This is a genomic window from Bradyrhizobium sp. Ses1 (assembly GCF_059512365.1).
The window spans coordinates 1-13,319 of record NZ_JCAMOQ010000049.1 but is presented as its reverse complement, the minus strand read 5'-3'; the positions used below and the strand labels follow the sequence as shown (position 1 = coordinate 13,319).

Below are 13,319 nucleotides of genomic sequence, written 5' to 3'. Positions count from 1 at the left end.
TGCGACAGACGAACGCAGCTATCCGTGGACGGCGAAGTCGTGTGGTCCTGGCGCCCCGACGCTGGCGCTAAGCTTCGTGCGAACAAGTTCGCACTAGGCGACGGTGGCAAGAAAGCCCGGTCACCGGGGAGAGCGCGAAGTAAGCTGTAAAACCATCGCGCAGGGAAAGCCGGTGTGAATCGGTTGAACCTGTGGTCCTACCCCCGTGCTTTTTTTGCACGGGACCCACGGGTGCAACCAGCACCCGGCTTTCCCTGCGCCCTCTGTGTTTCGAGAGGGCGGAACGTGATGCAAAACTCGGACGCAAAGCGCCGCGAGAATGCGAACGCACATCCTCTCGCTGTTTGAAATTTGTATCGGAACTCACCACCCGTCATTGCGAGCGGAGCGAAGCAATCCATGCCTCCGCAAGTGGCGAGATGGATTGCTTCGCTCCGCTCGCAATGACGGCGTCAGCGAGCGCGCCGCTCACCGCCAGAACCGCTGCAGCACATGCTCCCACAGCCACGCCCACGCGATCCCGCCGATGTCGCCGAGTTGGAGCAGCACCGCGACCCAGATGAACGCCGAGACGAAATTCGCGATCTGGAACGGCTGCTGAGGCATTCGCAGCATGCCGGCGACGATCGGCACCGAGGCGCGCAAGGGGCCGGAGAAGCGGCCGATGAAGATCGCGAGCACGCCCCATTTCTTGAGGAAGGCCTCGCCGTGGACCAGAAGATGAGGATACCGCGAGAACGGCCACATCCTGGCGATCGAATGCTCGAACTTGCCGCCGATCCAGTAGGACAGCCAGTCGCCGAACGCTGCACCAAGCGCGCCGGCGAGGAGCATCGGCAGGAAGGCGATGCCGCCGCTCCGCATCATCGCGCCGATGGCGACCAGCACCGCCCAGGCCGGCACGAGCAGCGAGAGGAAGGCGAGCGATTCAGCGAAGGCGAGGGCGAACACGATCGGCGCCGCCCAGGCGCGGTGATCCCTGACGAACTCGACGACATGCCGGGCGGAATCTTCGAGGGACATCGTACCGCCGCTTCCGATCCGCCTTCGCCGTCACCGCCACTGGAAATCCGCGATGGGGACGCCGGTTCCAGGAACATCACTCTAACCTGCGGAACGCGTCGCGGCATCCGCAGTTTGGAATTGCGGTAAAGAGAACCATGGCCCGGGTTTCGTCGCGATCAAAGAAAATTGTCTATGCGGCCCTGGCGGGCAATCTCCTGGTGGCCGTGACAAAGTTTGCCGCGGCGCTGTTCACCGGCAGCTCCTCGATGCTGAGCGAAGGGGTGCACTCGCTGGTCGATACCGGCAATGAAGCGCTGTTGCTCTACGGCTACCATCGGTCCAGCCTGGAGCCGGATGCAAGCCATCCGCTCGGCTATGGCCGCGAGCTGTATTTCTGGAGCTTCGTGGTCGCGATCCTGCTGTTCGCGCTGGGCGCCGGCGTCTCCCTCTATGAGGGCGTCTCGCATGTGATGACCCCGATCCCGATCGAGAATGTGATGGCGAGCTATGTCGTGCTGGCGCTGTCATTTCTGTTCGAGGGCGCCTCATGGTGGTTCGCGCTGAAGGGATTTCGCGCTTCCAAGGGCGGCAGCAGCTATTTGGAGGCAGTGCGGAAAAGCAAGGATCCGCCGTCTTTCATGGTGCTCTTGGAGGATACGGCCGCGCTGGTCGGCATCTCGATCGCCGCGCTCGGCATCTATTTGTCGGTCCGCCTGCAACGGCCCGAAATCGACGGTGTCGGCTCGATCCTGATCGGCCTGGTGCTGGCGGCAACCGCCTGGCTATTGGCTCGCGAAACCAAGGAGCTCCTGATCGGCGAACCCGCACACAGTGCGATCAACGCATCGATCGTGGCGCTCGCCGAGAAGGAGCCGTGCGTTGAGGGCGTCAACGGCGTCACCACCGTTCACCTCGCCCCGGACCAGATTGTGGCAAGCCTCAGCCTGGAATTTTCCGACGAATTGCGCACTCCGGACATCGAGCGCTGCGTCGAGGCGCTGGAGAAGCGGATCCGCGCGGCGCATCCCGAAGTGGTCTCGCTGTTCATCAAGCCACAAACCCGCCACCGTTATGAGGCGGTGCGCCGCGGCCGGTTCGGCGGTGGCTAAAATTGAGGCGATCATGCCGGCGTGCGAAATCGAAAGGTCTCTCGCGACTTTGCACTGGCGCAGTCGGAACTTTCGCCCTAATCTCTCATTAGCTTTGCAGTTTCATCCAGCAAGGGAGTGCGGGGATGGCGACGCAAATCGTGATGGATCACACTGGCGACAGCCGGCACAATTTCAATCCCGCCGACGAGAAGGCCCTGCGCGAAGCGCAACTGCGCTTCGACGCATTGATGAAGAGCGGTTACACCGCTGCGGTGCGGGACGTGTCGGGACAGCCGACCGTGGTCCGTTCCTTCGATCCGAAGGCCGAAGAGACGCTGTTCTATCCGCGACTTGTCGGCGGCTAGGCCGGTCCGTCATGTCCGGCAGGCTGTCGCGGGCGTTCGCCGAGGCCGCGCGGCTCTCGCGCGCTGCTTGGCGGCGGTTCGTCGAATATTGCGTACTGGATGACAGCCAGTCGCGCGGTCTGGCGCTGCTGAAGGAATGGCTGACGCCCGAGCAGCTCGTGCAGTACGAGACGAGCGGCTATTTCGACGTCGTTGGCTGCCACTCCGGCAAACGCTACCGGATCCGGCACGGTACCGGCATGAACATCTATGAATTGGACGAACTCGGCCGGCTGCATGCGGGCTGGTGTTTCGTGCCGAGGGATACGCTGGTGGCCGGAGACGTCATGCTGGCGCAGAAGATCGCGCTCGAGGCCAACGAGCGCTCGGCGCTTGCGGTGGCGCGGAGCTTCCCCGTGCGCTGGCGGCCGACATAGCCGGCCGTCGCAGCTTAGCGTCGCGACAGCGGGGCTGGTGGCGGCGGCTCGGTGGTGCCGGGGCCGAGCGAGCGCTGCACCATCACGGTGTCGGCCCAGCGGCCGAAGCGATAGGCGACGCCCGGCAACAGGCCGGCGCGGGCGAAGCCGAAACGCTGATGCAGCGCCAGCGAGGCGGCGTTGTCGCTGTCGATATAGCCGATCATCTGGCGAAAGCCGGCCGCCGCGCAGGCGCCGATCAATTCGCCGAGCAGCAGGCGCCCGATGCCGCGGCCGACCTGGTCGTGACGGACATAGATCGAATGCTTTACTGCATAGCGATAGGCCGGCCGCTTCCGAAACAGCACCACATAGGCATAGCCGACCACCTCGCCGTCGCGTGTCGCGACCAGATGGGGCAGGCGATGGTTGCGGAAATTCTTGCGCCGGTCGCGGAAATCATCCGGCTCCGGCACCCCGCTGTCCTCGACGCTGTCGTCGACCCCGCGCCTTATGTGGCGGCGGTAGATCGACAGCATGGCTTCGACATCGGCCTCGCGCGAGGCCCTGACGATGATCCGCTCTTCGTTCATCGGCCGTCACTCGGAAATCACGTAGGTGAACAGGCGCACGTGGCCCGCATCGTCGATTTCCTTGTAGACGCCCTGGATCTCGACCTCGAAGCCCGGGAACGCATTGAACGATGCCTCGAACATCTTGAGGTAATCGATCATCGGCCGCGTCTGTTCCGACAGCCGTTCACCGGGCACGATGGTGGCGATGCCGGGCGGATAGACCACGAACGGCGTTGCAGCGATGCGGCCCGAAATTTCGCCGATCGGGAGATAATCGACGTCGTTGCGCACGAGGTAGCGTGACGCTTCGCGCGGCGACATCGCGATCTCGGGCAAATGCTCGGGCAGGAACTGCTTGCGCTGCAGCGCGCTCACATCGGCCGCGCGGAAGAAGCGGTGCATGTCGCCGCAGAGGTCGCGCAGGCGCACGCCGGCATAGCGGGCAGGCCGGCGGCGGAAGAATTCGGGGATCACGTCTTCGAGCAGCGCATTGTCGTCATGCAATTTCTTGAAGGCGACGAGCCCCGAGATCAGCGTCCCCGCCTTGCTCGCCTCGACGCCGGGGGTGAGCAGGAAAAGCAGGGAGTTGAGGTCGTTCTTCTCGGCGACGATGCGGTTCTCCCGCAGATATTGCGCCACCACCGGGGCGGGGATGCCGTGTTCGGCATAGGCGCCCGTGGCATGGTCGAATCCCGGCGTGAGCAGCGTCAGCTTGTTCGGGTCGGTCATGGCAAAGCCCGCCGTCATCTCCGGGAAGCCATGCCAGCTATCGTCAGGCTTGAGCTGCCAGAACGCAGGGTTGGTCGCGAGCTGGTCGGTAGAGATGGTTTCCCAAGCGACATTGTGCGCCCCGCCTTCGCGCGCGACGTCCGGGATCATCACGCGATCCGGCACGAATGGTTCGAAGAACCAGCGCCGCTCGGGACGCGCCTCGTTCTCCTCGAATTCGCGGCGGGTGGCGCGGATTTTCTTGCGCAGCTCGATGCCGAGCCGGATCGTGTCGTCCCACAGCACCTCGCCGGAGCGGCCCTTCATCATCTGCGCGCCGACGTCGAGCGAGGCGAACAGCGGATAGAATGGCGAGGTCGAGGCGTGCTGCATGAAGCTCTCGTTGAAACGCCGGTGCTCGACCCGGCGCTTCTGCCCCTTGATGTGCCGGTCGCGGACATGGATCTGCGAAGCCTGCGAGAAGCTGGCGAGCTGCTTGTGGGTCGATTGCGTGGCGATGATGCCGGGCGCCTCGGGGCCGAGGTCGGCAAGGCCCATCGCGAAGCGGCCGGCATAGATCGGATGGAACTTCATGAAGCCGGCCCAGGCTTCGTCGAACAGGATGTAGTCGCAGAGATGACCGATGCGCCTCAGGATCATCTCCGCACTATGAATGGTGCCGTCATAGGTGCACTGCTCGACCACGGCGACGCGGAAGGGACGGGGCCGCTTCCAGGCCTCCTTGTCCTTGACCAGCGGATGGTTGCGGATGCGCTCGCGCAGCGACGTCTCGTCGAGCATGTCCCAGCGCATCGGCTCGATCAGGCCCCAGGCGTTGCGAACGGTCGGCACATAGACCGGGATGCCGCCGCCGAGCAGCAGCGCGCCATGGTGGGCGGCCTTGTGATTGTTGCGGTCGAACAGCACGAGGTCGCCGTCGGTGACCAGCGAGCCGAGTGCGACCTTGTTGGACGTGGAGGTGCCGTTGAGCACGAAATAGGTCTTCTCCGCGCCGAAGATCCTGGCCGCTTCCTTCTGCGCCCGCAGTGCCGGGCCCTCATGGGTCAGGAGGTCGCCGAGGTCGAGCACGGAATTGTCGAGGTCATCGCGGAACACGGCCTCGCCGAGATGTTCGACGAACACGCGTCCGATCGGGCTGCGGCTGTAGAACACGCCGCCATTGTGGCCGGGGCAGGTCCAGAGCTGGTTGCCCTCTTCGGCATAGTCGACCAGCGCGCCGAAGAACGGCGTCTTCAGCGTCTCGGCATATTGCTTGAGGCGGCTGATCAAATTCTTGGCAATGAACGGCGGCGTTTCCTCGGACAGGAACACGTAGCCGTCGATGAAGTCGAGCACCTCAACCGGCAGGTCCTCGAACCGCTTGCGGCGGATCAGGAGGATGATCGGGAAGTCGAGGCCGCGCCGCCGCATCAAATTGATCAACGACGCGGTCTTGCCCTCCAGCCCCTTCTTGCCCCAGTCGACCACCATGCAGCCGATCGCCGCGTCCGTCTGCACCGCGATCTCGGCATCCTCGAGCTTGCGGGCGCGCACGACCTCGAAGCCGGAGCGCTGGATCTCGTCGATGATCTGGTTGAAGCGGATGCCCTCGAGATCCTCCGGATCGAATACGGGCGCCGCGAACAGGAAGGTGAAGCGTCGGAAATAGTCCATCGGTGTCCTCGAAATGGTCCGAGCGAGAAGTCGGCACATTTCGTGACAGGCAGATGACGGTGGCGCCGGCGGGGGAAAATTGTTGGTGGCGAGCCGACGCCGCTTCAATCCGGTACGCGTTGCCTCGGATATTCGAGCTGCATGGCGACGAAATCGGCCGTGCGCCCGCCATAGCGTGCCTCGATCCGCAGCAAGGTCTGGTCCAGCGCCTGCGCCGGCGCCAGTGATCCGACCGGTTGCAGCAATCGCTCGGTGGGCCACTGGGCCGCGACCTGATCGGGCAGGATGCGCAGGCCGTTGCGGCTTGGCTGCGCCTCCGCCGTCGCGGCAAAGGTCACGGTGCGCGAACGATAGGTCCGCGACCAGGCGTCGGCGGCGAGCGCGAGCGAGACTTCGTCGATGCCGGGCGCAAGCGCGATGCCGAGCTGCTCCTTGTTCCAGAACGCGAGCGTGTTCCCGATCGCCGTGAGCGCGAACGGTCGTGTGAACTGGAACGCGCCGCTGTCGTGGCGGGCATCCCAATGGGACAGGCCGATGTCGCGGGCAACGGCTTCTGCCTTCTCGCGGCCGGCGATCGCTTCGACCAGCGTGAGCGACATCGGCATCGAAGCTGTGATCCCCGTTGTGGTCGCAACGCCCTGGTCGACCACGATCCTGCGGTCCCTGATGTAATGGATCGTCGGATGCTTCTCGCGCAGGTCTTTCAGGGAGTACCAATGCGTCGTCGCGCGCTTGCCGTCGAGCAGTCCAGTGCTGGCGACCACCATGGTGCCGACGCAGACACCGATGACGATCGCGCCCTTTTGCGCCTGTTGCCTGATCCATTGCACGACGACCGGATCGTCGTCACGGCTCATGGCGGGGACGATGACATAGTCGGCGCCATCAGGGTGCTCGGCATCGAATGCTGCGATGGTGGCATCCGGCTCGACCTTCAGCACCGGAAACAGCGTCACCGGTCCGGGTCTCGTCGCAAGCGTCACCACGTCGGCGACGTCGGCGCGCTTGAGGATGCCATAGGGCATCAGATAGTCGGTGGTTTCGGTCTGCTCATTGATGCCGACGATCGCGATCAGCGGCCGCTGCCGTTTCGGCGGCTTCAACGCCGCGATGGTCGCATCACCCTCCTGGCTTGCGATCGGCGGCGCGTTTCCAGACGCAGCTCGCGAGGGCAGCGTCAGAAGCCAGCCACCACCAATGGTCAAGAAAAGCGCGGCGGCGGCAACACCGCCCCACGCGAAAAGCCGCCAGTTCATTGCTTACGTCGCTCGACGAATTCGTCACCTCGCCCCCCTCCGCGCAACTTACTCGCTCACGCCGCGCTCCGAAATGACGCAAATCCGGCAAAAACCGACACAGGGGGCAATGGATGGACAGGGGCGGATCGGTGAATTTCGCCGAAAGCCACTTGCCGAATTATTCCCCTCGTCAAGCAGACGTAGCGAAAAAATTCCTCGTGCTCTCCGGCGGAATAGAACGCGCCTCCGTATGTCCTACTCATGCAAGCTATTTCCTTACAGGAGCTATCATGAAGAACCCATCGATTGGTTTCGCACTCGCCACCGCCATTTCCCTGGCGACGGTCTCCGTGGCGTTTGCCGCACCGCCGACCAAGACCGGAACCACCGCGAAGGGAAGTGTGCTGACGGATGCGAAGGGCATGACTCTCTATACCTTTGACAAGGACACTGACGGCAAGTCTGCCTGCAATGGTCCTTGCGCGACAAACTGGCCGGTGCTGAAGGCTGAGGCGAGCGACAAGGCGGGCGAGGGCTACACCATCATCACCCGTGATGATGGCTCCAAGCAGTGGGCCTACAAGGGCAAGCCGCTTTACACCTTCGCCAAGGATCAGAAACCCGGCGACATCACCGGCGACGGCTTCCTCAACGGCGCCTGGCATCTTGCGCAGCCGTGATGAGCTGAGCTCGCAATAATGCGAGAGGCGGATCAGCGCAGCATGATCCGCCGTTCACGCTAGTTGGCTTGCACACCTGCCTCGCGCGGGGATGCAAAGAAGTCGGCGGCCCGTTATTTCGTGTGTCCCCACGCCTCGTCCCAGTCCGCACCAGCCGCGTCGACGACGCGGCCGTCGGCTTCGAAGAACTTGTTCGGCACCTGGAAGATCGCGAGGATCAATCCGCCTTCGGGGCACCAGGCGACGTGGCGGCTGCCGGCCTCACGCCAGATGAACTCGCCCGCTTTCGCGGCAATGCCCTGCGCGGGGCCTTCCTTGTCGACCAGCGAACCCTCGAGGACATAGGTCTGCTCGATATTGACGTGCTCGTGGTCGGGCAGCACCGTACCCGGCGCAAAGCGCATCAAGGCCGTCATCAAGCCGGTCTTGCGGTCGAACAGCAGCGTCTTGGCCTCGCAGCCAGGGAAACGGGTCTTTTGCCAGTCCATTTCCTGCGGGCGCACGAGATGGGAATGCGTGTCGGCAGTCTGATGCGCCTGCGGCGTAGCAGCGTCCATGGCGTTCCTCCGGTTTCGTTGAACCAAAGGGATGATAGCCGGATCGCGCAGCCGCGTCAGCGGTTACCGCAGTCCCTCATAGACCATGAATCCGCGCGCGATCGCGAGCTTTCGCAGCGCGCGCGGCACAAATCTTTCCGGCGGGTGCAGATAGCGCCACGAGGTCAGCGTGAAATCGGAGAGCGTGGTCGCAACGCTCTCGAATGGTGCCAGCAGTCCGGTGAGGCTCACCGGCACATGCGCTCGGTTGTTGAAGGGAAGCAGCAGCAATTCGAGATGCGCCGGCGTGCCCGCTTGGCTCGAGGCCGTGACGCCGGCGACGGCGGGCAGCATCTCCTCGGCGACGAAGGCGACGACATCCTCGACCTGGCGGCGGCTCTCACCGGTGAACAGCTCCGAAAAGCTCTTGTTCTTGAGGTCGCGGCCGAGCAGGGCGCAGACGCGCGTGCCGGCGACGCGAAAGGGAAAGCCCGCCTCATGCTCGTAGGACAGCACGAAAATGTCGCCGAGCCGCTCGCGAACGGCCTCGGGATCGAGGTCGCAGCGATCGGGGGCGCGCGCGTTGCCACGCGTCTTGTCCCAACAAGCGAAGAATTCGCGGCTTCCCGGATGCTTCATTCAAGAACCTTGCCTCGCGCTCGCCGCGCCGGGACACATCTGTCCCGGTTTTTGCGCAAGCGCATTCATTCTCAGTAGTGCAGGGGAACTTTTGCAGCGTCCATGCCGCGGCCACGTTTTCGCAAGCTTTCCGGCAGCTTTGCGGCGTTAACGTTAAGTTAACTATGAGCTTGGCGCCGCCCGCATGCCCCTCTACTGTCCGCTCATTCCCGTTCTTGCCGGCCGTTCTCCAGGGGCCAGCGGGTTGGTACACAGGTGGCGTCGAACAATCAGGTCATCGGGCGGGGAGGGGTGGGATGTGCTCCCGTTCCCTCTGGCGCGACAAGACCGACAGCAGCAGAGGGCGGGCCTTCTCAGGGCCCGCCCTTATTCCTTAGGCGATTGTTTTTCCTTGGTTTTTCGCCGCTTTGGCAAACCTGAGCCGCCCTGTTGGCAAATCCTGTTCTGTTCATGTTCGCGGTGAACGCGCGGATAACCTTCAGCTCATTCTCGACGTGCCGCGTGTAGTGGGCACCCATTCGCTTGTCGCGGTCACCGAGCGCTGCCGCCACTTCCTCGTCGGTGGCACCGGTCTCGCGCTTCCTTGCCGCGGCAAAGGTGACGCGCAGGCCATGCATCGTCAGGCCTTCGCCGACCAGCCCTTCCTTCTTCAACGCGCTGATGAAGTTGCTGAACTGCCGGCCAAGCTGGCGCGGTGTATCCCATCGACCTCCGGTGTGCTTCGTCGCGATGATGCCTTGACGGCGCAGAGCGGTGAGCGCGGTATCGACGGCGTTGCCGGCCCTGTGCCCATGTCTCTCAATTGCGAGTTTAAGCACGTCGATACTCTGCGGCCCCGCCATCAGTGCGCTAATGATGATGGATTTTTGCGGTGGTCGAGGTTGAGCGTGTCGCTCGTCTTCTCTTCCGTTTCGCTTGGCAGCGCCGCGGCGTGCCTTCAGCTTGTCGAAGTCGAGGTGAAACCTCGCCACGCCTTCTGTGTGGTGAAGCAGGCGCAACACCGCACCCACCTTTGGCTCCTCTACCTCGATCGTGATGGGGAATAGGGTTGTCATTGCGCTCCGCTCCGTTTCGTGAGGCGGATGCGTAAAGCGCATTACAGGGTTGTAACGCAAAACAACTAGTGCTGAAGGTTCGTGAGTCTGGCGCTCGCGTACCGCTAGAGTCTATTATTTGGCCACAACCAGTCGGCAATAAATAGATCATAAATAGAGATGCAAAGCGCCGCCTTTTCCTCGGTGTGAACTCGCCGGCTGGGCATAAATTTTTTTGGGTCCGAAATCATCAACAACGCGGCCGGCGCTAATCACGAAGCGCTATCGATATGTAGTCCGTGCCAGTGCTCACTTGACGATGCTCGCTTTCCATCCCTTCGAGTGAATGAAGGCGCGAGCCTCGTCGCCGGTCATCCCGACCAGCTTTTTGATGATCGGTGCCGCGCGCCGCACAACGCCATCGGTCTCAAAGCCCGCGACGAAGTGCGGCGCGACGATGCGAACGAGGATCAGTAGCCCCATTTGCCGACGGTGCGAGCGCAGCGGGCCTTGAACTGGCGTTTCACCTTGTTGTGCCGCCGGTGATCGCGTGCGGACCTAGACCGGCCGCGCTTGCCATAGAATTTAGTTTTCATCGCTCTTTCCCTTCTGATGCGCTCGCGAATAGCCGGCGCGCCAGAAGGCTTTCGATCTCGCTAGGTGCGAAGTCTATGTGGAAGATGTCCCAAAGAAATATTGATGCCATTTAGGTCGTGTACTCGCAAAGTCGTGGATGTCAGGGTTCTGACGAAAGCGGACATCTTGCGATCCGTCTGAGCATTACTGCTCGTGACCCCTTGCGGACATTTGATTTGACGCGAGTGGATGCAGCCCCCGATGCTGCCTCACTGGGGAGCGGCGTTCGATACAACTGGATCGGGAGACCGCAAATGGCGGCTTACATGATTTTTGACGTCGATATTCGTGACCCAAACCAATACCAGGAATTCATGTCGGGTGTGAAGCCTGCGCTGGAGATGGCCGGAGGCAAATATCTGGCTCGAGGCGGAGCTCACAAGGTCTACGAAGGAGATTGGGAACCTCGCAGGATTGTCTTGCTGGAATTCCCGTCGATCGCGGCATTTGAGGCGTTTTACAACGGCGCAACGTATCAAGGACTCAAAAGCATAAGAGACGCTTGCAGCTCAGCGCGTTTGGTCGGCGTGGAGGGCCTCGGCTGACGGCTCGCTGGGCAGCACGTTTGGTATCCGCTATTGGCCCCATGCAGCGGTTGGAGGATGTCTGCTATTCAGCCGCTGTCAGGGGAGAAGCAGACATCTGGGCCACTGGCCAAAAATGACGCGAATGACCCCGAGCCGACATAGAGCGGATCGAAATCTCGCAGCGCAACGAGCCCCTGACATGGTCCCGGCAATGCCGCTTGGGGCAAACAGCGCTCTGCGAATTTACCGCTCACAGGTCCGCAACAAAGTGCTAGGCTCTTCCTTGTCCCCAGCGGCGTGGTTAATCGAGTCGTGCGGAGGGGCTGTGACCGAGCAGCGGGTTCAAAGGCGACTGGCGGCGATCTTGGCCGCTGACGTGGTTGGTTACTCTGCGTTGATGCAACGCGCTGAGGAAGCGACGTACGCCGAGTTCGAGCGGCTCAAGCGAGAACTGATCGAGCCCAGCCTATCCCGCCACGAAGGGCGACTTATCAAGACAACGGGTGATGGCGCGCTCGTCGAGTTCGCGAGTCCCTTGGCCGCCGTGAGATGCGCGGTTGAGATACAGGATCATCTCGCCTCGGGCAGCAGTCCCTTCAGGTTACGCGTTGGGCTCAACCTTGGTGACGTTATCGTTGGGCAGGACGGTGAACTCTACGGCGACGGGATCAACATTGCGGTCCGGCTGGAGGGGATCGCCGATCCGGGCAGCATCCTGATTTCCGAAAAGGTGTACAGCGAGGTCGAGGGCAAGCTGGACGTTGGCTTCGAGGACCGGGGCGAACAGCAGCTCAAGAACATCTCCAAGCCGGTCCGCACTTTTGCTGTACGCGCGGGAGCGTTCTGCGCGCTGAGCGATAGGCTGAGTGCGGTCCCGCCACTCCCGGACAAGCCGTCCATCGCCGTGCTGCCATTTCAGAACCTGAGCGGCGATCCCGAGCAGGAATATTTTGCGGACGGAATGGTTGAGGAGATCACTACGGCGCTTTCGCGGTTTAAATGGTTGTTCGTGATCGCGCGAAATTCGAGTTTCACTTTCAAGGGTAGACCTATCGATATCAAAGAGGTCGGACGCAGGCTTGGCGTGCGCTATGTCCTTGAGGGTTCCGTGCGCAAGGCAGCCGGAAAAGTCCGCATCACCGGGCAGTTGATTGACGCGGTGACGGGCGCGCACATCTGGGCGGACAGGTTCGAGCGCGACCTGACTGACGTTTTCGCGCTGCAGGACGAAGTAACGGTCGCGGTTGTCTCAGCTATCCAGCCGAAATTGTTTCAAACAGAAATTGCAATAGCGGCGCGGCGGCGGCCGGAAAATCTCACCGCCTATGATCTTTTTCTCCGTGCTTTGCAGCAGTTTTACTTAACGACCCGCGAAGGGGTGGCCGAGGCGATAAGCTTGGCTCATCGCGCTTTAGAGCTAGACCCTCGGTTCGGCTTCGTCGCAGTGCTGGCAGGTATCTGCCGCATGCGAAACGTCCTTTATGGTTATGCTGTCGACCCTCAATTCGAGAGGAAGGAAGCAGTTCGGCTTCTTCGCATGGCGTTGAGCACCGACGTTGATGATCCAGATACGCTAGCATTTGCTGCCGTAATCTCGGCGTTCGTGGTCGGCGATAGTGAAACTGAAATCGAAATGGCCGACCGGGCGGTTGCGCTCAACCCAAATTCATTTAACGCATGGAACTGCAGAGGCTGGGTCTATATTATTGCGGGGGCAGCTGGAGGAAGCGGTCCGGAGCTTTGAATGTGCCATTCGTATGAGCCCGGTCGACCCGCTGCTACACACCACGTTGGCTGGGATGGGGCTTGCCTTTATTGGCCTTGGTCGCTTTGACGAGGCGATCGGCGCAGGGAAGAAAGCCCAACGTCAGAACCCTTCCTATCCGCCAACTTACAGCTGTCTCGCTGCTGCTTTCGGCCATCTCGGACGCTATGCTGAGGCGCGTGAGGCGGCGGCGCGTCTGCTTGAGGTCGATCCCGCCTTCACAATATCCGCACGGATCGCCCGGCGCGGGCAGACAACATCGAGGCTGTTGACGGAGGGTCTTCGGAAGGCGGGGTTGCCCGAATGAACCGGGCTCGCTCGCATCGACGGGCTGATCATAGGGCGCGATTTGCTGCGATGCATGAGTCCGAAAGTGTGAAGGGTTTCGGATGCCGGCCGCTTGAGGGAGGGCGCGGCGTATTCGGCGGCCGGCGTCCGAAAGCCTCCAAGG

The 13,319-nt window shown here is 62.3% G+C and carries 15 protein-coding genes; 7 read left to right on the top strand and 8 right to left on the bottom strand.

The window, feature by feature from the left end:
- Positions 1 to 468: 468 nt before the first annotated feature.
- Positions 469 to 1,023, bottom strand: a complete 555-nt coding sequence (locus AC5ZG5_RS36085; RefSeq protein WP_456645532.1) for a DedA family protein — start codon at positions 1,021 to 1,023, stop codon at positions 469 to 471.
- 137 nt (positions 1,024 to 1,160) lie between these two features.
- On the opposite strand from AC5ZG5_RS36085, the gene AC5ZG5_RS36080 reads away from it, so the two are divergent.
- The 3 genes from AC5ZG5_RS36080 (at position 1,161) to AC5ZG5_RS36070 (ending at position 2,877) form a co-directional block, all read left to right on the top strand.
- Positions 1,161 to 2,114 carry a cation diffusion facilitator family transporter gene (locus tag AC5ZG5_RS36080; protein WP_130229774.1) on the top strand — a complete coding sequence of 318 codons (954 nt, stop codon included), beginning with the start codon at positions 1,161 to 1,163 and terminating at the stop codon, positions 2,112 to 2,114.
- Between the two features lie 125 nt (positions 2,115 to 2,239).
- Positions 2,240 to 2,461, top strand: a complete 222-nt coding sequence (locus tag AC5ZG5_RS36075) for a hypothetical protein (protein WP_130229773.1) — start codon at positions 2,240 to 2,242, stop codon at positions 2,459 to 2,461.
- Between the two features lie 11 nt (positions 2,462 to 2,472).
- A complete protein-coding gene (locus tag AC5ZG5_RS36070) occupies positions 2,473 to 2,877 on the top strand; it encodes a hypothetical protein (RefSeq protein WP_245287252.1) in 405 nt (134 codons plus the stop codon).
- Between the two features lie 14 nt (positions 2,878 to 2,891).
- Here AC5ZG5_RS36070 and AC5ZG5_RS36065 read toward each other — a convergent pair whose 3' ends face one another.
- From AC5ZG5_RS36065 to AC5ZG5_RS36055, 3 genes are all read right to left on the bottom strand, one after another.
- Complete coding sequence (locus AC5ZG5_RS36065) at positions 2,892 to 3,449, bottom strand: GNAT family N-acetyltransferase (RefSeq protein WP_456645531.1); 558 nt, start codon at positions 3,447 to 3,449, stop codon at positions 2,892 to 2,894.
- 6 nt (positions 3,450 to 3,455) lie between these two features.
- Complete coding sequence (locus tag AC5ZG5_RS36060) at positions 3,456 to 5,813, bottom strand: Orn/Lys/Arg family decarboxylase (RefSeq protein ID WP_456645530.1); 2,358 nt, start codon at positions 5,811 to 5,813, stop codon at positions 3,456 to 3,458.
- 104 nt (positions 5,814 to 5,917) lie between these two features.
- Positions 5,918 to 7,069: a DJ-1/PfpI family protein gene (locus AC5ZG5_RS36055; protein ID WP_456645529.1), complete on the bottom strand. Its 1,152-nt coding sequence runs from the start codon at positions 7,067 to 7,069 to the stop codon at positions 5,918 to 5,920.
- Positions 7,070 to 7,341: 272 nt separating this feature from the next.
- Here AC5ZG5_RS36055 and AC5ZG5_RS36050 point away from each other — a divergent pair, with 272 nt between their 5' ends.
- A complete protein-coding gene (locus AC5ZG5_RS36050; protein ID WP_028163244.1) occupies positions 7,342 to 7,731 on the top strand; it encodes a COG4315 family predicted lipoprotein in 390 nt (129 codons plus the stop codon).
- 113 nt (positions 7,732 to 7,844) lie between these two features.
- On the opposite strand, the gene AC5ZG5_RS36045 is transcribed toward AC5ZG5_RS36050, so the two are convergent.
- From AC5ZG5_RS36045 to AC5ZG5_RS36030, 4 genes are all read right to left on the bottom strand, one after another.
- Positions 7,845 to 8,288 carry a cupin domain-containing protein gene (locus AC5ZG5_RS36045; protein ID WP_456645528.1) on the bottom strand — a complete coding sequence of 148 codons (444 nt, stop codon included), beginning with the start codon at positions 8,286 to 8,288 and terminating at the stop codon, positions 7,845 to 7,847.
- Between the two features lie 63 nt (positions 8,289 to 8,351).
- Positions 8,352 to 8,906 (bottom strand): PAS domain-containing protein, encoded by a 555-nt coding sequence (locus tag AC5ZG5_RS36040; RefSeq protein ID WP_456645527.1) that lies wholly within the window; start codon positions 8,904 to 8,906, stop codon positions 8,352 to 8,354.
- A 353-nt stretch (positions 8,907 to 9,259) separates the two neighbouring features.
- Positions 9,260 to 9,961 (bottom strand): site-specific integrase, encoded by a 702-nt coding sequence (locus AC5ZG5_RS36035; RefSeq protein WP_456645526.1) that lies wholly within the window; start codon positions 9,959 to 9,961, stop codon positions 9,260 to 9,262.
- A gap of 288 nt (positions 9,962 to 10,249) precedes the next feature.
- Positions 10,250 to 10,423 carry a hypothetical protein gene (locus AC5ZG5_RS36030; protein WP_456645525.1) on the bottom strand — a complete coding sequence of 58 codons (174 nt, stop codon included), beginning with the start codon at positions 10,421 to 10,423 and terminating at the stop codon, positions 10,250 to 10,252.
- 407 nt (positions 10,424 to 10,830) lie between these two features.
- Between AC5ZG5_RS36030 and AC5ZG5_RS36025 the strand changes: the two genes are divergently transcribed.
- The 3 genes from AC5ZG5_RS36025 (at position 10,831) to AC5ZG5_RS36015 (ending at position 13,175) form a co-directional block, all read left to right on the top strand.
- Entirely contained in the window at positions 10,831 to 11,121 is a 291-nt protein-coding gene (locus tag AC5ZG5_RS36025; protein ID WP_456645524.1) for a DUF1330 domain-containing protein, read from the top strand.
- A gap of 307 nt (positions 11,122 to 11,428) precedes the next feature.
- On the top strand, positions 11,429 to 12,847 hold the full coding sequence (locus tag AC5ZG5_RS36020) for an adenylate/guanylate cyclase domain-containing protein (RefSeq protein WP_456645523.1): 1,419 nt from the start codon (positions 11,429 to 11,431) through the stop codon (positions 12,845 to 12,847).
- A 13-nt stretch (positions 12,848 to 12,860) separates the two neighbouring features.
- Positions 12,861 to 13,175 carry a tetratricopeptide repeat protein gene (locus AC5ZG5_RS36015; protein WP_456645522.1) on the top strand — a complete coding sequence of 105 codons (315 nt, stop codon included), beginning with the start codon at positions 12,861 to 12,863 and terminating at the stop codon, positions 13,173 to 13,175.
- Positions 13,176 to 13,319 lie beyond the last annotated feature (144 nt).

Bases quoted from the DNA above. Each gene is read 5' to 3' on its own strand.
- AC5ZG5_RS36085 (WP_456645532.1), bottom strand. From the start codon at position 1,023: ATGTCCCTCGAAGATTCCGCCCGGCATGTCGTCGAGTTCGTCAGGGAT.
- AC5ZG5_RS36080 (WP_130229774.1), top strand. From the start codon at position 1,161: ATGGCCCGGGTTTCGTCGCGATCAAAGAAAATTGTCTATGCGGCCCTG.
- AC5ZG5_RS36075 (WP_130229773.1), top strand. From the start codon at position 2,240: ATGGCGACGCAAATCGTGATGGATCACACTGGCGACAGCCGGCACAAT.
- AC5ZG5_RS36070 (WP_245287252.1), top strand. From the start codon at position 2,473: ATGTCCGGCAGGCTGTCGCGGGCGTTCGCCGAGGCCGCGCGGCTCTCG.
- AC5ZG5_RS36065 (WP_456645531.1), bottom strand. From the start codon at position 3,449: ATGAACGAAGAGCGGATCATCGTCAGGGCCTCGCGCGAGGCCGATGTC.
- AC5ZG5_RS36060 (WP_456645530.1), bottom strand. From the start codon at position 5,813: ATGGACTATTTCCGACGCTTCACCTTCCTGTTCGCGGCGCCCGTATTC.
- AC5ZG5_RS36055 (WP_456645529.1), bottom strand. From the start codon at position 7,069: ATGAACTGGCGGCTTTTCGCGTGGGGCGGTGTTGCCGCCGCCGCGCTT.
- AC5ZG5_RS36050 (WP_028163244.1), top strand. From the start codon at position 7,342: ATGAAGAACCCATCGATTGGTTTCGCACTCGCCACCGCCATTTCCCTG.
- AC5ZG5_RS36045 (WP_456645528.1), bottom strand. From the start codon at position 8,288: ATGGACGCTGCTACGCCGCAGGCGCATCAGACTGCCGACACGCATTCC.
- AC5ZG5_RS36040 (WP_456645527.1), bottom strand. From the start codon at position 8,906: ATGAAGCATCCGGGAAGCCGCGAATTCTTCGCTTGTTGGGACAAGACG.
- AC5ZG5_RS36035 (WP_456645526.1), bottom strand. From the start codon at position 9,961: ATGACAACCCTATTCCCCATCACGATCGAGGTAGAGGAGCCAAAGGTG.
- AC5ZG5_RS36030 (WP_456645525.1), bottom strand. From the start codon at position 10,423: ATGGGGCTACTGATCCTCGTTCGCATCGTCGCGCCGCACTTCGTCGCG.
- AC5ZG5_RS36025 (WP_456645524.1), top strand. From the start codon at position 10,831: ATGGCGGCTTACATGATTTTTGACGTCGATATTCGTGACCCAAACCAA.
- AC5ZG5_RS36015 (WP_456645522.1), top strand. From the start codon at position 12,861: ATGAGCCCGGTCGACCCGCTGCTACACACCACGTTGGCTGGGATGGGG.